The organism is Cellulosilyticum sp., assembly GCF_982396655.1.
This window is the reverse complement of the sequence record NZ_CEVXFV010000038.1, coordinates 23,340-43,374: the sequence shown is the minus strand read 5'-3', so window position 1 is coordinate 43,374 and position 20,035 is coordinate 23,340. Positions and strand designations below refer to the sequence as shown.

The 20,035-nt window shown below is 35.4% G+C and carries 12 protein-coding genes; 1 reads left to right on the top strand and 11 read right to left on the bottom strand.

The features are described from left to right. Positions 1-293: 293 nt before the first annotated feature. The 3 genes from typA to AC1VAQ_RS14815 all read right to left on the bottom strand — a co-directional run bounded on the left by typA (position 294) and on the right by AC1VAQ_RS14815 (position 5,914). Positions 294-2,108, bottom strand: a complete 1,815-nt coding sequence (gene typA / locus AC1VAQ_RS14825) for a translational GTPase TypA (RefSeq protein ID WP_302597441.1) — start codon at positions 2,106-2,108, stop codon at positions 294-296. Between the two features lie 291 nt (positions 2,109-2,399). Further along, positions 2,400-4,181 (bottom strand): ABC transporter ATP-binding protein, encoded by a 1,782-nt coding sequence (locus AC1VAQ_RS14820; RefSeq protein WP_302597440.1) that lies wholly within the window; start codon positions 4,179-4,181, stop codon positions 2,400-2,402. Further along, positions 4,181-5,914 (bottom strand): ABC transporter ATP-binding protein, encoded by a 1,734-nt coding sequence (locus tag AC1VAQ_RS14815; RefSeq protein ID WP_479904092.1) that lies wholly within the window; start codon positions 5,912-5,914, stop codon positions 4,181-4,183. Before AC1VAQ_RS14815 ends, AC1VAQ_RS14820 begins: the two co-directional genes overlap by 1 nt. A 161-nt stretch (positions 5,915-6,075) precedes the next feature. Here AC1VAQ_RS14815 and AC1VAQ_RS14810 point away from each other — a divergent pair, with 161 nt between their 5' ends. Beyond that, positions 6,076-6,930, top strand: a complete 855-nt coding sequence (locus AC1VAQ_RS14810) for a helix-turn-helix transcriptional regulator (protein ID WP_302597438.1) — start codon at positions 6,076-6,078, stop codon at positions 6,928-6,930. Between the two features lie 39 nt (positions 6,931-6,969). Here AC1VAQ_RS14810 and AC1VAQ_RS14805 read toward each other — a convergent pair whose 3' ends face one another. The 8 genes from AC1VAQ_RS14805 to AC1VAQ_RS14770 form a co-directional block, all read right to left on the bottom strand. Beyond that, entirely contained in the window at positions 6,970-9,675 is a 2,706-nt protein-coding gene (locus AC1VAQ_RS14805; protein ID WP_302597437.1) for a rhamnogalacturonan lyase family protein, read from the bottom strand. Positions 9,676-10,038: 363 nt separating this feature from the next. Next, positions 10,039-10,212, bottom strand: a complete 174-nt coding sequence (locus AC1VAQ_RS14800) for a DUF362 domain-containing protein (protein WP_302597436.1) — start codon at positions 10,210-10,212, stop codon at positions 10,039-10,041. A gap of 200 nt (positions 10,213-10,412) precedes the next feature. Continuing rightward, positions 10,413-12,650: a type IA DNA topoisomerase gene (locus AC1VAQ_RS14795; protein ID WP_302597435.1), complete on the bottom strand. Its 2,238-nt coding sequence runs from the start codon at positions 12,648-12,650 to the stop codon at positions 10,413-10,415. 271 nt (positions 12,651-12,921) lie between these two features. Beyond that, positions 12,922-13,926, bottom strand: a complete 1,005-nt coding sequence (locus AC1VAQ_RS14790) for a glycosyl hydrolase (protein ID WP_302597434.1) — start codon at positions 13,924-13,926, stop codon at positions 12,922-12,924. 120 nt (positions 13,927-14,046) lie between these two features. Then, complete coding sequence (locus AC1VAQ_RS14785; RefSeq protein WP_303243877.1) at positions 14,047-15,492, bottom strand: extracellular solute-binding protein; 1,446 nt, start codon at positions 15,490-15,492, stop codon at positions 14,047-14,049. 39 nt (positions 15,493-15,531) lie between these two features. Beyond that, positions 15,532-16,530, bottom strand: a complete 999-nt coding sequence (locus tag AC1VAQ_RS14780) for a carbohydrate ABC transporter permease (RefSeq protein ID WP_302597432.1) — start codon at positions 16,528-16,530, stop codon at positions 15,532-15,534. 15 nt (positions 16,531-16,545) lie between these two features. Further along, entirely contained in the window at positions 16,546-17,460 is a 915-nt protein-coding gene (locus AC1VAQ_RS14775) for a carbohydrate ABC transporter permease (protein ID WP_302597430.1), read from the bottom strand. Beyond that, on the bottom strand, positions 17,460-20,030 hold the full coding sequence (locus AC1VAQ_RS14770; protein ID WP_479904091.1) for a DUF5696 domain-containing protein: 2,571 nt from the start codon (positions 20,028-20,030) through the stop codon (positions 17,460-17,462). Before AC1VAQ_RS14770 ends, AC1VAQ_RS14775 begins: the two co-directional genes overlap by 1 nt. Between the last annotated feature and the right edge of the window lie 5 nt (positions 20,031-20,035).

Genomic DNA, 20,035 nt, shown 5'->3' with positions numbered 1-20,035 from the left:
GTCATTTGGTGTGGATAAGTCTCATATATATTTTTATCGCGACTTGGAGCATAGCAACGGAGCAGCCCTTAAGTAGGCACTTCCTCTACTTCTCTGTAAGAGAATCTTCATAAACATTCTCTCTGGCTCTCTTTTATGTCATTTGGTGTGGATAAGTCTCATATATATTTTTATCGCGACTTGGAGCATAGCGACGGAGCAGGAAAAATATATATGAGACTTATCCATCACCACCACCCCCACAACAAAAAAAGCCAGGCAGCATTTTTATGCAACCTGACTCTCTTACATTTTTATTTACGTTTAGCAGCTCTTACACGTTCAGATTCATTTAAGATTTTCTTACGAAGTCTAATTGCATCTGGTGTTACTTCTACTAATTCATCATCTTCAATGAACTCTAACGCTTCTTCAAGTGTAAAGGTTCTTGGTGGTGATAATCTAATAGCATCATCAGCACCTGATGAACGTGTATTTGTCATTTTTTTATTTTTACATGGGTTAACAGTCATATCTTCTTTACGTGCATTTTGACCGATAATCATACCTTCATATACATCTACACCTGGTTTTACGAATAAAATACCACGGTCTTCAAGTGAGTTAAGGGCATATCCCATAGTTGTTCCTTGTTCTTGCGCAATAAGGGCTCCATTTCCTCTTCTTGGAAGTTCACCAACGTATTCTGTATATCCTTCGATTCTTCTAACCATTGTAGCTTCCCCTCTTGAATCAGTGATTAACTCACTTCTGAATCCAAGAAGACCACGTGTTGTACAAAGGTATTCAATACGAATGTGACCATTTTCTGGTTCCATACTTTGCATCATACCTTTACGAAGGTTAAGTTTGCTGATAACAGCACCTGAGTATTCATCTGGTACAGAAATTACAACACGTTCTACTGGCTCTACAAGTTTACCATTTTCATCGTGATGCATGATAACTTCTGGTTTAGATACACCGAGTTCATACCCTTCACGTCTCATATTTTCAATAAGAACTGATAAGTGAAGTTCCCCACGACCAGATACTCTGTATCCATCTGTTGTATCCATAGGTTCTACCTTAAGACCTACATTAATTTCTGTTTCTTTTTCAAGACGGTCTTTAATATGTCTTGTTGTTACGAATTTACCACTTTGACCTGCAAATGGTGAATTGTTAACTAAGAAGTTCATAGAAAGTGTTGGTTCTTCAATGTGAATTGGTGTCATAGGATCTACTTTACCAATTTCTCCGATTGTTTCACCGATAGAAATATCAGCAATACCAGCAATAACTACGATATCCCCGCTTGTAGCCTCTGGTACTACAACTTGTTTAAGACCTTCATAAACCATTACTTTTGTTACTTTAGCCGTTCTGATTTTACCATCGTTATCTGCAACTTCTACTGTTTGGCCTTCTCTCACTTTACCTTTGTAAATACGTCCAATTCCAAGACGACCTACGAAGTTATCATAAGAAAGGGCACTGATTTGAAGTTGAAGTGGCTCCTCATCTTGTTTTGGATATTCCCCTACACGCTCAATAATTGTTTCAAGAAGAGGTTTGATATCTGTTCCTTCATCATCAAGTTCATATTTCATGATACCTTGTTTACCAATTCCGTAAAGGATTGGGAAGTCAAGTTGCTCATCATTTGCTTGAAGATCTACGAATAAATCGAATGTCATATCCACTACTTCTTCAGCTCTGTGGTTTGGTTTATCAATTTTATTAATAACAAGAATTGGTTTAAGACCTAATTCAAGAGATTTTTGAAGCACGAAACGTGTTTGTGGCATAGGCCCTTCAATTGAATCTACTAAAAGGATTACTGTATCTACTGTACGAATAACACGTTCTACCTCTGATGAGAAGTCACTATGTCCTGGTGTATCTACGATATTGATTTTGTAATCTCCATATTTAATTGAACAGTTTTTAGAGTAGATTGTGATTCCTCTTTCTCTCTCTAAATCATTACTATCCATAATACAATCAACGTGTTCTTCATTCGCTCTGAAGACACCGCTTTGATTTAAAAATGCATCTACAAGTGTTGATTTACCTGCATCTACGTGGGCAATAACTGCTATATTTATAATCTTCATATCACTCATGTGTCAGTGGACCTTCTTTCCGTAATTTATCACAATTACCTATTTTAGCACAGATATTCTCATTACTCAACATATATATTATTATTAAGCCACAAAGTGCATCTGTTTATACTGTTAAATCTCGTTAATCACGTTTTTTAGCATAACATACATTGTACCTTCTTGCCTATGTTAATTTTTGACGATTTGCATGTTTTTTTATACCGAAAATTCAATAAAATAACAAACAGACTAGAAATTAATCCTCTTCTAGTCTGTTGCCTTACATTATTTACATTTTGAAGTCCTCTTTTATTGTGCAATAAGCAGACGATTTTGAACCGCATAAAGCTCATAATAATAACCTTGCTTGGCAAGTAATACCTCATGGGTACCTCTTTCTAAAATTTTACCTTGATCAATATAGAAGATTTCATCTGCATTTTTAATAGTAGAAAGCCTATGGGCAATGACAAAGGCCGTTCGCCCTTTTAACAATTCATCTAGCCCTTGTTGTAATAACATTTCGGTTTGAGTATCTATACTTGATGTAGCTTCATCTAAAATCAAAATCCTTGGATTCATTAAAAGTACTCTTGCAAAAGAGATCAGTTGTCTTTGTCCGACTGAAAGTCTTGAACCTCTCTCATTGACTTCAGTTTGATATCCCTTTTCAAATTTCATAATAAACTCATGGGCTTTTACGATTTTTGCAGCTGCTATAACCTCTTCATCTGTAGCATCCATTCTGCCATATCGAATATTATCCATAATCGTCCCTGCAAAAATAAAGGAATCTTGAAGCATAACGCCCACCTGCTGACGTAACGATTTAAGTGTGACTGTGCTGATATCAATGCCATCAATAGTTACCTTACCGCTATTCACATTATAAAAACGGCTTAATAAGTTGACAATAGTCGTTTTTCCCGCACCTGTAGGGCCTACAATAGCTACCGTATGTCCCTTTTTTACTTTAAAACTCATGTGTTCTAGTATAGGTTCATCTTCTTCATACATAAATGTTACATCTTCAAAGGCTACTTCCCCTTCTATAGTTGGCAAGATTATTGCATCTTCCTTGTCATCAATAACTGTTTCTTCATCTAGCATCTCAAAAATACGTTCTAGATAAGCCATGGCATTAATAATATTGTTGTAGAGATTCCCTATATTCGTAATAGGTGCCCAAAATCGCCATACAAAAGCAATAAAGGCAACGAGCACACCTACGGATACGGAAGCCCCCAATATTAAAATTGCTACTATATAGATAAGCGCAATACATATATTCGAAACAAGATCTATAGAAGGCCAAACTAAGAAGTTAAGCTTTACCATATGGAGCCATGCTTTTTTGTACGCCTCACATACTTCTTTAAAAATCCCCTTATTCATCTCTTCTCTTGCAAAAGCTTGTGTTACTTTTATACCATTAATACTTTCATGTACATAAGCATTCATATTAGACTGTTTGCTACTTAACCTTCTATTTGCTCTTCTTTGAACATTTTTAAGTGATAAAATAATAAACATCAATAAAGGAATGCCTATTAAACTTATTAAAGTAAGCCTTACATCTAAATAAAACATAAATCCTATGGCTACAAAAAGCGTGACTAAATCCGCAACTAGATTGATAATACCATTAGTTAGTAAATCACTTAATGTATTTACATAATTCACTACCCTCACTAAAATTTTGCCATGGGGTCTATTATCAAAATAACTAAAAGGTAGCTTTTGTAAATGGTCAAATAAATCTTTACGTATATCTACAATAATATCCTGGCCTACTCTTCCCATAGTCCATAAACGATAACGCATAATCACCGCGGTTGCTACAATAATTATGCCAAATAAAATGGATGCAACAACTAAACCTTTTATATCACCTTGCGGAATATAATTATCTATAGATTTTTGAATAAGTAGTGGACTCACTAAAGACAACACACTCGCTATAACCATTAAGCCTACATTAATAGTTATGGTCTTTCTATAAGGTTTTGCATATGCCATAATTCTCTTTAAATAAACTTTATTAAAGCCAACTTCTAATTCTTCATCTACATCATATTTATTACGTGCCATTAAGCTCTTCTCCCCTCTAATGCAAAATCCCCTGATTGATTACGATAAACTTCATTATAGTAACCTAATTTTTTAATAAGCTCCTTATGTGTCCCTTGCTCAATAATACGACCATTTTCTAAAACAAGGATTAAGTCTGCATTTTGTACAGAAGAAATGCGGTGTGCAATAATAAACGTTGTACGCTTTTCCTCACCTGCATTCATCTCTTGTTGAATCTTAAGTTCTGTCTCCATATCTACTGCAGAGGTTGTATCGTCCAGAATTAAAATCGGCGGATTTTTGAGTAGCGCTCTTGCTAAGGCAATTCTTTGTTTTTGTCCACCAGATAGCCCCACACCCCTTTCACCCACAATAGTTTCATACCCTTCTGGCATATTTTTAATAAATGTATCAGCCTCTGCCATGGTTGCAATAGTTTTTACCTGAGATAAACTTGCACTAGGCATCCCATACGCTATATTTGATTCTATCGTATCTGAGAAAAGGAATATATCTTGCATAGCTATTGAAATCTGATCTCTTAGCTGCCTTAAATCATACTCCCTAACATCTATATCATCTATTCTTACTTCACCACTTGTGCATTCATAAAAGCGGCTCAACAAGTTTACTAATGTCGATTTACCTGCCCCAGTATGTCCAATAATTCCTACTGTCTGCCCTGCCTTTACATGGAACGATACATCTCTAAGCGCATCCGTATCTTTATATCTAAACGAAACATGGTCAAAGGTAATATCCCCCTTAATACGCGTTACCTGTTGTGGACATTTCAGATTTTTAATCTTAGGTTGTGTTTTTAAAAGATCACGTATTTTAGCAGATCCTGCAATAAAACGCTGTGTATCATTTACCAAACCACCTACTGCTCGCATTGGATTATTAAGCGCCCATAAAAGACTATTGAAAATAACTAAATCCCCCATTGTCATTTGCTTATTAATAACAAGAAGTCCACCTACTAAAATAATGACAAGTCCTAGCCAGCTTGCTAAGCCATCTAAAATAGGAATATACTGACTTACAATATCATTTGTAGCTAAGTTCTTTTCTTTATAATTAAGATTTTGAGCTGTAAACTTCTTCATCTCATATTCTTCACTTCCAAAAGCCTTGATGACTCTGTTACCACTTATATTCTCTTGCACCATAGAATTCAAAGAGGCATACGCTTCTCTTACATGCCAGAAAGTTGGTCCAATCTTCTTCCCCATCTTTATGGTACAAAATCCTATAAATGGACACGCCACTAAAACACTAAGCGTTAATGGTAAGTTTATTACAACCATAGAGCCTATAGCAAATATGAATAAACATCCATTTGAAAGCACATTGTAAACTACATAAGCAATAAAATGTCTAATAGCATCTGTATCACCTGTCATACGTGCCATAATATCCCCAGTTTTAGTCTCATTATAGTAGTCAAAATCCAAGGCTAATAAATGTTGATACGTACTCATACGGATATCTAGTACAATATCTTGTGAAACATATTCAAAAATCATCTGATACCCATATACAATAATACCTTTTAAGAGCACACTTCCTAACATCAATGCCAAAATAGGTATTAGTCTTTGTGTTTGCCCATTCCCTATTACATCATCTACAATGTAGCCAGCTAAAAACGGATTAATCATTGCAATACATGACACAAGCACCACTAGTACTAACCCGATTATATACATTAACTTATACCTTTTAAAATATGTCCATATCCACTTCATTGCTTCCAAGCCTTTTCCCTCCTTAAAATCATCTTATTACTTTTATTAACACTACCTATTATCTTTAATTATGAGATAAATTAAAATGTAGTTTATTAAACTATTGATGTATATTTTTATACTGTTATAATGAAAATACCAATATAAAAGAGGGGGATTTTATGAACTGCTTAGGTAATTTTCCACATACACCCAAGCCTGATTTTTGCTATGTAGCAGAAAAAAATTATGGCCAAATCCAAGAAGAACATATTCAATCTTGTACTCATACACACGATTGTTTAGAACTTTCTGTTGTCCTATCAGGAGAAGCTCTTTATACCATTGATAATATTTCTTATAGCGTCAAACGAGGGGAAGTTGTCCTTTTTAATCCTCATATTGCACATAGCGTACGCATTCCTAAGCAAGCACGTTATGCTGATATGCATATTGGTATGCAGAACTTCACACTTCCTGATGGCCAGATAGACCACTTTAACTTACCAAATCAATTTCCAATTATTAAACTTCTTAAAACAGCCGATGCCTTTTTTACCTGTTGTGAGGAAATTCTAAATGAATGTCGTCATCGAAATGCTGGGCAGCATATGATGTTTGAAGCTTTAGGCGTTAAGTTATTTTTACTTTTATATCGTGAATTACAAACTGAGACTACACCTGCTTCAGAATATAGAAGTACTTTCGATTATCCTGAAAAAAGAAAAGTTGTAGACTTTATGATTCATTACATCAACGCGCATTATATGGAAGACATTACATTAGACATGTTTGCAAAAGATATGTATTTAAGTCAAGTTTACCTTTCTAAAATCTTTAAAGAAGAAACGAATAGTTCTCCCATCAACTACCTTATCAAAACAAGATTAGCTAAAGCCAAACAGCTACTAGAAACAGGGGACTTACCTATTAATTTAATTGCTAAACAAGTCGGTTATGATGATGCCTATCACTTTAGTAAACTCTTTAAAAAATATTATGGCTATCCACCTTCTAACTTAAGAATCTCTAAATAAAAAAGGATGTCGTGAAATTACGACATCCTTTTTTATCTGCTATTTTAATGAAATATTCGTTACACTTACATCTGATGTACCACTTCCAAATGCACATCCTGTTGTAAAACTTTCTCCTGCTTCTAATTGCGTTTGCCAAGATGGATTAGTAATTGTGTAGGTATTGCCATCACTACTTATGAGTGTTGCATTCCAAAAAGCTGTAATTGGACGACTTGTAGTAAATGTACATGTCCAGCCATCTAATGCTTTACCTGTTGTATTTGTAATTGTTACTTCACCTGTTGCACCATCTGACCAATCTGATATAATTTCAACGCTCACTGCATCTTGTTGCTGTGAACTCGAACCTTCATTTACATCTGATGATGAACTATCCTTTGGTGCACTGCAAGATTCAAATACCCAAATTTGATTAGCTGCACCACTATAAGTATATTGCAATACATTTGTACCGTCTGCTGTACCTTTTCTCTCAGCATCTAATCCTTTAGTATCTGTGGTACATCTTGCAACAATACCATATACATTATTTTGCCCAGTAAGTATTAATTTAAATTCTTGTGCACTTAGGCCATTAGCTGTATAGGTTTGGATGTTCGTACCATTTTCATTTTTACCATAGTCTACATCTAACATATACCCTTGACCATTTTTAAGTGTTACATAACCATTTCCAACATTTGTTACATACCATCTTTGTCCTGCTACACCAGTCCCTGTGGCGATTTCCACATTCTGACCATTTGCGCCCACATTATCTTTTACTTGAAGATATTTTTGTGCATTCACATTTTTAATGTAATACCAACCATCATTTATTGTTGCATAATCTGTACGCGTTGTGTCTGTACTTGTATTGCCGCCTGTTACTGTAGGCTCTGTGTAATTACCTGGAGTATACAGATTAGCAGCAGGCTGCGTTGTGTGATTTGGTCCAATATAAAAGCTTGTATGTGGTGGTTGATTATAGGCTACATTTTGCCAAGCAATACCTAAACGATATACTGGATCATGCATGAATGTATAATAGCGATAATCTGTTACAGCTGTTGTCATATAAATTCTAAGGGCACTGCTATCTGTAAGTGGTAGCACCACTTCTTCACGCCAGTCACCAAATAAATCTGCTTGAAGTGAAGGTGTAGCCTTTGTACTATTGCAAGAAGTCGCCCCATTAAATGTAACATAACGACTTGCAGAATGTGTTGCGCCGTTATACTTATTAATATAATTCTTGTCTAATATCTCTCTATAAAGATCTCCATCCCACCAAATTGCAAAGTTATAAGCACTAAGTGGTGCTGTAATACTTGTACCATTTTTATCATATGAACCTGTTGTAGACATGGCAATATAAGGATAATAATCAGAGCCAAAGTTGCCAATAATACCGCGGCCTACATCATTACTTGCAGCTGCTTTCCATAACACCTTACCTGTTGCAGCATCATGAATCTCTGTACACTTTTTATCCTCATGCACTTGAAATACTTCAAGTCCCGCGCGATCTGGATCAAAGTCACTTACATGAAGGGCATCCCCATGGCCTAAACCTGTAGTATAAAGTAATGACCCATTATGGTCAATTGTGGCACTACCATAAATAATTTCATCATAGCCATCATCATCTACATCTGCTACAGATAAGTTATGATTTCCTTGCCCCGCTGCTGCAGAGTTTCCAGAAGACTTCGAGTCAAATGTCCATTGTCTCTTAAGGCTTGAACCATCAAAAGTATAAGCCACTAGTACTGCTCTTGTATAATAACCACGGCACATCACAAGGCTAGGTGTCTTGCCATCTAAATAAGCAATACATGCAAGAAAACGGTCTACACGATTTCCATAACTATCTCCCCAACTCGAAACTGTGCCACGTGCTGGTGTATAATCAATCGTTGTAATAGCTCCACCTGTTTGACCATCAAACACTGTTAAATATTCATTTCCTGTTAAGATATATCCTTTTGAATTACGATAATCCGCATTTGCATTGCCGATGACATTCCCTTGACCATCCACTGTTGCATCAGAAGTTTTGCAAGCCACTTCTGCCTTACCATCTCCATCTAAGTCATAAACCATAAACTGAGTATAGTGGGCACCTGCACGGATATTTCTGCCTAAATCAATACGCCACAGCTGTGTACCATCCATTTCATATGCATCTAAGTAAACGTTACCTGTATATCCTGATTGAGAATTATCCTTGGAATTAGATGGATCCCATTTTAAAATAATTTCATATTGCCCATCACCATCTACATCTCCTACAGAAGCATCATTAGCACTATATGTACAAGTAGAACCATCTGGCATCGTCATCCCTGCTGGTTTATTAAGCGGAATATCTAAATAGTTTTGGCTAAGTACTGTACTTACTGCACTTTTTGTTTTTTCTACGCCATTAATAACTGTTGTTACATAATACTTATCACTTGTCGTCCCTGATGTATCTACATAGTTTGTACTTGTTGTAAGTGGCGTGCTATTAAGACGTGTACCATTTTTATAAATATAAAAGCCTACATTACTATTATCTGTTCCAAGTAGTCTCCAAGATAAGTATACCCCATTACTTACCTTCGTTGCGATAAGCCCGCGGTCTAATGCCTCCATCTGTCTTGCCGTCCCTGCATATGTTACGACACTTGGCATACTTACTAAAGTTGTGCCAAACATAGATACCATCGCCAAACAAGACATTGTCTTCTTAAATACCTGTTTAAACTTCTTACTCATTTAATCTCCTCCTTCAATAAATTAATAAATCTATTTTCCTTGCCACTTTATCTTATTATCTTTTTGTATAATAAAATAAATTTTGCCCCTACATTCTCTGTGTTTTATTATATACAAAACTTACCGTATTTTTCAACATATTATGTACAATATGTATTAATATTAGCATTTAATTACCAGTTATTTTAAGAATTATATAACATTTTTGCATATATTAATAACTAGTTTCCTTAATCCAACTCACACATCACTCTTTTTAACCTTTTCTTCCCATTAAGTTTCTTTTTATATATTAAGGCATAAAAAAAGATGACCTTCTTAAAAAAGTCATCTTCTTTATGTATAAAACCCCTTGGCTCTATATTATTCTGCTTGAGCTGGTGCGCCTACTGGACAAACACTTGCACATGCGCCACATTCGATACAATCTGTTGCAGCGATTTCGTATTTTCCATCTCCTTCAGAAATACATCCGATTGGACATTCAGCTTCACATGCACCACAGCTAATGCAATCTTCACTAATTACGTATGCCATTTAAAACACCTCCCGTAAATGATTAATTTCAAGTTTATGATATCCCATAGACCCCACTATGTCAAGAAATTTTACGGGGGTAGGTTCGCACAAAGTGCTGGAGCCTTTTTCAAGATACTTATCCATATCCCGATGAATCTTCAAACGAGGCTCCAGTGCCTTGTACTTTGCTTCCCCCTGTAATAGCTAGCTTGTTAATTTTATTGGATAAACTCTTGTTCCCAATTAAAATATCCCGTCTGTTCGTTTTTGACATACTTGAGATAAGCTGCATAAGTGTTCCCATTACGACTTTTAAGATTCCTAAAGCCTACTTTACCATTTTTAAGAAGTAGCTCTACCATTTGTCTTGTAACTGTTTTACCTAACATAGCAATATACTTATCATTTTTCCAGATTGTATATTTACAGCCACCCTTCCAATTAACACAACCAAAAGCCTTTTCATTTTCCACAACCGCATTACCACAGATTGGACAGATTCCCACTGGTTCCATATTTTTAGGAACTTCTACCTTTGTACCACTTAGAACCTTTGTATCATTTTTAATCGCCTCTACAGCGTCTTCTGTAAAGCTTTTAATCATTCCCAAGAATTCATCCTTTTGAAATTTGCCCTTTTCAATATCTGACAATGTTTTTTCAAGTCGCCCTGTATATTCAAGGTCAAGAAGCTGCTTAGCTGGAAATGTTTCTACTATAGCTTTTCCAAGTTCTGTACATACAAGACTTTTTCCTTTTGCTTTAATATATTCCGCATCTTTAAGCTTTTTAATTGTTTCAGCACGAGTCGCTGGTGTCCCGATACTAAAACCACTTAAGATGCTTGCCATCATTTTAAGTGTATCCTCTTCACTTTCTTCCTTGCTATCGTCTTTTCCATCACCTTTAAAACTTTTACCACATGTCTCCATCACACGTAAAAGTGTTTTCTCTGTATGGGCTTTAGGCGGCTTTCTCGTTACTTCTCCTACAGTCGCCTTCTTAACTTCTACCACTTCATCCTTGGCAACTTGTGGGAGAATAACATCTTTACTTTCTTTGCTTTCTTTTGTTCCTTTAGCTTCTAGCTTTTCTACAATGCGCCATCCCTCTACCAGTTGTACCTTACCCTTCGTGATAAAGACGCCTTTAACGCGTTCTTCTGGTACTTGTTGTACTTTCGTTACGAGCTTTGTTTCTTCAAACTCTGCTACAGGTAAGAACTGCATTAAGAAACGGTTTTTAACTGCATTATAAACAATTTGCTCATCTGCTGTGAGTCCTTTTGGAATCATATAAGTTGGTACAATGGCACTATGGCTTTCTACCTTACTATTATCAAAGATACGTTTATTATCTACAAAACGAATTTGACTTTCATAAGGTAAACCTACTTTAAGTGTATCTAGTACCTTTTTCGTTCTTCCTTTTAAACTCTCTTCTAACGCTAAGCTCCCTGTTCTTGGATAAGTAATATACTTCTTTTCATATAGTGATTGAGCCACCTTTAATACCTTATCAGAAGTCCATCCCTTATATTTACTTGTAATATGCCCTTGCAAGTTTGAAAGATTAAATAAAAATGGGGCATAATCTTTCTTTTTCTCAACTTGCTTCTCAATAATTTGAGCAGGCTTATTTTTAATAAGTTCTGTAAGTTCTTCTAAGGCCTTTTTATCTTCAAACTTCTCATTATCTTTGCCTTCTTTATCCTTCTCATAATAAGTACCCTCAAAGACTTCATTTTGTTGCGTCTTAAAGTTGGCTAACAATTTGTAGTAAGTAGATGCCTTGAAGGCCTCTATTTCCTTGTCACGATCATAAATAATCTTAAGGGTAGGTAATAGTACACGGCCAATATTAAGTATTTTCTTGCTCCCTGCATTATACTTCACTGTGGCTACTGAAGTTAAATTAATCCCAATCATCCAGTCAGCCCACTGTCTACCAATTCCTGCATCTTGCAGTGACTTCATCTCTTCATTAGGACGAAGATTAGCAAGACCTTTTTGAACTTCTTCCGGTGTCCATTCATTTAAAAGCATACGATAAACAGGCTTCTTTTCATTAAAATATAAGAAAATCTCATCACCGATTACTTGTCCCTCTCGGTCAAAGTCAGTAGCCGAAATAACGCCGTCTACATCTTCTCTGTCAATTAAACTTTTAATAATATTTAATTGTTTTTGTGCTCCTGCATCAACTTGTGCTTTATTCTTACTATCACATTTAATTTTATATTTGAACTCCTCTGGTATAAAAGGAAACTTTTCCAGACGCCAACTCTTCATCTGCTCATCATAGTCTTTAGCATCATATAGCTGCAACAAATGTCCAAACGCCCACGTAATTAAATAATCGTTTCCTTCAAAGTAACCATCGCATCTTTTTCTAATCTGAAGTGCATCTGCTATATTCTTTGCAACAGAAGGTTTCTCTGCTATAATAACACGCATTTTTTCAACTCCTCTATTTTCCCTATTGTTACATACTTCTCAAAAACATCAGTTTTTATAACAATAGCAATTGTTTTACGGAAAAAACAAACATAAGGAACCATTGCATTATTCTTATAGCCTAATACAATAGTTCCTTATATCTTTTGTTAATCATTTATCCTATTATAACATACCCCATCCATAAAGCACAACCCACGCACGAACACATGTTCGCAGTATTACTTTAACTTCTTTGCTTTAATCTTTTATTTTCTTAACCTTATGCATGTCATTTAAAATTCGGTAAATCCTCTAGTGTAATCACATAGGGATGATTATAAACCTCCTTCATATGTTCCTTCGTCATATTACTAAGGATCACTTCTTCCTCTTCCCAGTTCCATATTGTAAAATATAACCAAGGTACTTCATCTTTAATCAAACTTTCTGGATGTGGCATAATAAAGCTTTCCGATAAAGCAACAGGCTTACTTCCTGTCATCGCACAAACTACTGCTTCGTATTCCCTTTTATCACTACTGTAATCATAGGCTGGCCCATATACATCACAGCTTCCTATATCACAATAAGTATCGCCAACATAGTACGCTATCTTAGGTGCATTCCAAACCCATATTAGATTATTTAAATTATAATGTTCGGTTAGCTCTTGATACAGCAAATGATATAGCTTTTTATATGCCTCGGCACCTTTTCGGCTCCACCAAAACCAATTCCCATCTGCCTCATGAAGCGGGCGCCATAATATAGGAATATTTCTTTCTTTAAATCTCATTAAAACTTGTGCGATATCTGAGATATCCTTCATCATCGCCTTATGCTCCGCCGTTCCTTCACAGAGTGCTTTCTCAATATCAAAATCTGTATTAAACACATAAAATGTTTTATCGTATCCACCACAAGGTGCAAACCAGTGCCAGCACAATGTAATAAGCCCACCTTTCTCCTCCCACCATCTTATCGCCTCTTCTACAGAGCCTCTATTGCCCGCCACCTCTTCATGGCAATCTATCTCCATATCTTCTGTACGTACTTCTTTATTAGGAAGCTTCTCTGTATTTGAACCAGCTGTATAGCTTAATAAATCAAAGCTACGAATAGCAGGATACTTACCTGTAATCTCATAAATTTCCTCTACTTGTGTGCCTTTTGCTGCATTTGTATGCTGACCTGAAATAATGCCCTTGCCATAAATAGACTCAAAATACTTCATAACCGTTTTGCAAATAGGTAATGCATTTGGATTGTTTAATGTAAATTCTACTTTTCTCATACAAGTCCCCCATCCTATCTTTACTTTAGAAAAGCTGATTAGAAGAGTATTTCACTACCTCTAACCAGCTTCTATAATTACTTATTATTTTACTTGTTACACTTACTACTAAGACTTTACTTACTCTTTATCTTTTTTAAATACAGCTTCAATACTATCTTGAGCAAGTTGTTTATTAGCCTCTACAGCTTGAGCAACTGTTTGGCCATCAGCTAATAAGTTACCTACAACTGTGTTAAGTGGATAATCTGTTACACCGTCAATTACATCTACTTTTCCACCTTCACTGAAAGAAATAGCATTTTCCATATCTTTTTCCGTTTTGAATAATGTTGATAACCATTCTCGGCTAGCTTCTGCTTTGATTTCATATTCTGCACCATACCAGTCTTGAACTTCTTCAAAGATCATTAAAACGTCTTCTGGATTTTCAACACCACGTGGAATTGCTACACCACCTGTTGCTGTTAAATATGTACTACCAGTTGTATTACTTGGACCTGTTGGGAATGGTACTACAGAATAGTTGAAGCTACCATTATCTCCTTCACCAAGTACCCAACTTTGTAAATAGAACATTGCTGATTTGCCTTCTCTATAAGCTTGTAAGTTACCATTCCATTCCCAAACATCATCATTTGCAAGGTATGCAACTTTATCTGTGTTATAAAGTTTACTAAAGAACTCTAAAGCTTCCATTGTTTTTGGATCTGATAAACCTTCTTTTAAGTTTGTATCATCTACTAAATAACCATCATTTGAAGCAATGAATTGTTTTGCAAGTACAATTGGCACACCTGAAAGACCATATTGATCCACCACATTGTCACCATCTGTATCTTTTGTAGCGGCTTTTGCAATTTCTAAGAATTTATCCCATGTCCATTCACCTTTTTCATAAAGTGCAACAGGGTCTTCTACGCCAAGTTCATTAATAATGTCTTCGTTAACACCTAAGAAACAAGCACTAACTTCCTCATTGTGTTCTACCATAGAGTAGTGTTTACCTGCAATTTCTGTACCTGGTAATAAAATATAGTTATCATTAAAGATATCTGCTTCTGGTAAATTAATATCTTCGATAGCCATAATTTGACCGCTTACTGCAAGTGGAATAGCTTTAGCAGGCTCTAGCATAACCCCGTCTGCATATGGTGCACCGGCCATAACACTTGTTGTAAGTTTTGTATCAAGTTCCTCATAAGGTACATTGATATATTCAATTTTACAATTATATTTTTCTTCTACACGTTTAAGGTTTTCCCATTTGTAAATATCTTCAACTGTTGCAGTTGCTGGGTCTGGCTCTTCTTTTGGCATTGGATCCCAGTTATAAGCAAATGTAAATGTACGACCATTTAAATCTTTTGCTGGGTATTTGTCTGTTGGAAGTGTCTCTGTAGCTTCCTCTGATGCTTCTGGTGATGCAGAAGCTACTTCTGATTCCGCTGGAGACTCAGCTGGTGTGTCATTACTTGTTTTCGTAGCGCTATCTCCGCAGCCTACAGACATTATACTCATTGCCCCAATTAAACCTAGTGCTAAAGCTTGTTTGAATTTTTTCATTTTAAATTCCCCCTTAATAATTGTAGTTAAAATAACTTACTAACCAACTATGCCACTTCGTTCGATGCCTTCCATAAAGTATCTTTGTAAGAACAAGTAAATAATGAGTAATGGAACAATAACAAGTAAGATGCCGCTATCCACAATTACTTCAAGTATATTGACATCTTGGATTTTTAGCGCCTGTGTAACATTAGCTGCAAGTGTTGTTATTTTTAGAGACAATAAATTAAAGTTATTCATATATAATGATGCAAAGTAAGTATCATTATACTGCCATACAAAAGAGAATAGCATAACTGTAATCATAGAAGATTTGGCATTTGGAAGCATAACATGAAAGAATGTATAAAATGGACCTGCTCCATCTATCCAAGCTGCCTCCTCAATCTCTTTTGGTAAGCCTTTAAAGAACTGCCTATAAATATAAATGTAAAGTCCTGAGCGCAAACCCAATCCTGTTATTGTCATCAGTAACATTGGCCAAATGGTATTCATAAGATTAATACCCTCTTTGCCTGTTATTAGTTTTACAATGCCGAACAAATCAAAGTATCTAAACTGCGTATACATAGGTACCATTAATGTTTGTGTTGGCACAACAATTGTTAAAATTACAAGTCCGAATAATAAGTTATTCCCCTTAAAATCAAATCTTGCAAATCCATACCCTATAAGTGCACAGATACAAGCTTGAATAAGCATTATTCCTAAACAAAATACAAGGGTAAATATCAAAGACTTTACATAACCCATTTGCGTAATTGCAATTTTTAGATTGCCCAGCGTAAACTCTTCTGGAATTAAATAAACAAGCGGATTATATACATCATTCTCACTCATAAATGTATTGGATAATATCCCAATTAACGGACTAATTACAATAAATGAAATACCTATTAAAATAATCATCTTGATTAACCCTATAAAAAAACTCCCTGTCATCCTGCCTAACTTATTGAGCTTTACCTCATCTAACCGAATTGCTTTAAAGCTTTTAGGCGAAGATTTGGATAAAGCAATTTTTGGTTGCTGCATAAAATCCCCTCTTTTCTATGATTGATAAAATACTTTCTTAGAGATTAGTGCACATATGATAGCCAGTGCCAAACAAATACATCCTGAACTAATCAATGAAATAGTTGAGCTTAATCCAAAATTTTGTTCTGTGAAGGCTACCGTAGAAGCAAGTTCTACAACATCTGTTTGTGAATATAAATCGACAATTGTATAAACTACATTTGTTAAAATAAGTGGACTTACCATTGGGAATGTTACCTTCCAAAAGCTTTCATAAGGTGTAGCCCCTTCAATCTTTGCCACTTCATATAAAGCTGGTGAGATAGACTGAAGTGCTGCTAAGAATATTAGAATTTGTACCCCTGAAGCTCTAACAATGTCATAAACCCTCTCTACTGCACCGACTAAATAATCAATCAAAACCTCTGGTATGCCAAGGTCAGCAAAAGTATACACCATAGAGGTCACATTAAAGCCTGTCGTCTGCTGGAAATCTCCTGTACTACTTGCTACACCACCCATAACAGCTTGCAATGTAGACGCAATAGCTGAGGTAATAGCTGGTGATGCCATAATAACTGGAAGGAAAAAGATTGCACGCACAAGCCCCCTTCCTTTGAAACGCTTATTTAAGAAAATTGCCATAAGCAAACTAAATGGTATAATTAGCACAACATCTAGCAAACTATTACCAATAGACTCAGCAAGTGTTCTATTAAAACTAGCATGCTGCATAAATGCATATTTATAGTTATCAAGCCCCACATATGTAAGAGAAAATCCCCCGTTAGGATTAATGGTAATCTTATTGAAACTATAAATAATAGCTTCTACTAAATTAGATGCAAAGAATAATGAAAATCCAATCACCCAAGGTGCAATAAATAAATAACCAAATAACATTTGCCTTTGTTTTAATGTAAGACCTTTTTTATTTTTCTTCTTCATTATTTTGTTGCACCTCCTACTTGATAGCTTCTAGCACCGATTGTCATGCCATCTGCTACATAATCTGAATTTGTATAATTCACATAAATACTTGTACCATTTTCATAAGTTGTCTTACGTATACCTTCTGTAAGAATTTCATGACCTACTATTTTAGATGTTCTAACAGGGTTAATAGCTTCATTGACTGCATTGTAAATTTCTACGCCATCTGCCAACCAGTCTTTATAACATGTTGAATAGTAACTTGCATAAGCTGTGTTCTGTACTTCACTACTAGATTTATAACTCCATGTAAAGTATGGTGCACTACCTGATTCAATCATATTAAGTATCGTTTCTTGCTTGTCATAGCCTTCAATCATATTGATAGATGTTCCTGCATAATCAATATAACCATGAATGACCATTTCATAAAATGGAATAGATTCATCAACAATGTAGAAGCCGTTGCTTTCTGTTGGGATATCTACAAGATGATCTGCATATGAAAGCGTATAAGCATTCCCACCTACTACCATCATTTCATTTCTTGTTTCATTTAATTTACCCATTTGTTCATTTACAATAAGCTTGCTTGTTTCACGGTCAATAGATCGTCTCTTATTTTTATCCGAGCTTAGATATACCCCTGTATCACGAAGTGCAATATTATCAAGTCCTAGCTTGTCATAATTTTTAATAAACTGACTCATCTGGCTTGGCAATGCATTAGGTGAGTTCACTATATACCATGCAGTATCATATGGACTTGTCATACGTAATGTGGCACGATTATAAGTAGACCAGCTACATACCTGACCAAATACATATCGTGAAGCTTCTTTAACAGCTGTATAGTTCTTGCCTTCGTATGGTACAAGCTGGAACCCTACTTCTGGATAAAGGTCTCCACCTAACCCTTGAAGCTTATCTTGAAGTGCATTTAACTCTTTTTTATTTGCTACTGATTTTTCAAGCTTCACTTTTTTAGCCACATTATGATTAATACCATTATTGAACCAACCGCTTAAGCGAATACGGATATTATTAATATTCTCACTACTTAATGTGTCTACAATTTCTTCTGCCTCTTCGGCATCTGTCATGGCTACAACATCTGTATAAGGTACACCCAGTGCAAAAAGTTCTTTTTCAATACCGCCAATTAAATCAAGATAAAATGGCATTTGCTCTTTTTCTTGGAGGGCGGTTAATGTGCCTTCTGCTACTAATTTATCTTGATAATACTGTGCCATATCTACATAAGTGGCATCTTTGTCTTCTAGGAAGCAATATGCAAGTGTTAAAGGCCCCCTATACATAGCTTTTTCAACAATAATCATATCTTGCTCGCCACCTGATACACCTGTCATATACATGGTGTCACTATTTCTTAACGTAAATTTAACCCAAGCTGAGTTATAGCTATTTACTTTACCAGAAACACTGGCATTAATAGTTGCAAGTGTATCCCCCTCTTCAATGCAAGTAAGAAAAGCACCTTGTGACTCTTTCATACCGAAGATAGGCATTCTTGCTTCTTCACTCACCTGTGTACGCCAGCGGTTATAGATTGCATTATCATTGCCATATACATTTTGCATGTAGTTATCTTCGTTACCTTTGCCATTGTTAAAGTAAATTAAGCTACCTGAACCATTTGGTACGACACTGTAACCTTCCTCTTTGCTATCTGCTGCACCAAAGTATTTAAGAAGTTCAATAGAAGCCACTTGTGTATTGCTTGTTTCTTCAATTTGATCAGTTTGCACTGTTGCAAGGAGTTTATCATCTTTCAAACGATATTCTACAGGAATAATACAATATTCTCTTGTAAGATTCATTTCATGACCACTTGCCTCATTATCTGCTGCCAAATCTTCTTCTGTATATCCAGCTTCTTCTAAAATACCTAATAACTTATTTATTATTATCTCAGATTTTTTACAAGATTCAAGTAATTCCAAGAAACCTTGTTTATTTTTTGAATCTACATAACGTTTTTTAATTTCTTTAGCTGAAGCTTCGCTTACTTTACTTAAAATTTTCTCTTCAAAACGTTCTGGTGTAATATATTTAGGTAACATATCTGCCCCTAAGCTTAAATCACCAAATGTATAGGTTACTCTTACACCGTCTTGAATATTTTCTATTTCAAATTGCCCCTTTAAAACACTATCTTTATTGGTTGTAAAAGTACACTCATTACGTTTTGCATCATAATATGTCACATTCATCTGTGAAGCCATATAATCCTTTTCAGTACCATTAGCAGCCTCATCTTGTTGCCCATTTACAGGATTTGAATACCATATTGCACCTGTTTTTTGATCTCTTACTGCAATACTTGTATTTTCTTCATTAATATATAAGCTCATTCTGTCATTACTAGCTGCTAGGCTCATACCTGGCAATCTTTCTCCCCCAGAAACTGCCTTAAAGCTTTCACCTTCTTCTTTGACACAGGCGGCCACTAAATGTGAATAATCATAGCTTACATTGATATACTTCAAATAAGCAGCGGCACCTACTATAGCCAAAAGAATAAGGCTTGTAATAATAATATATTTTCTCTTCTTTTTCTTCACTGTAA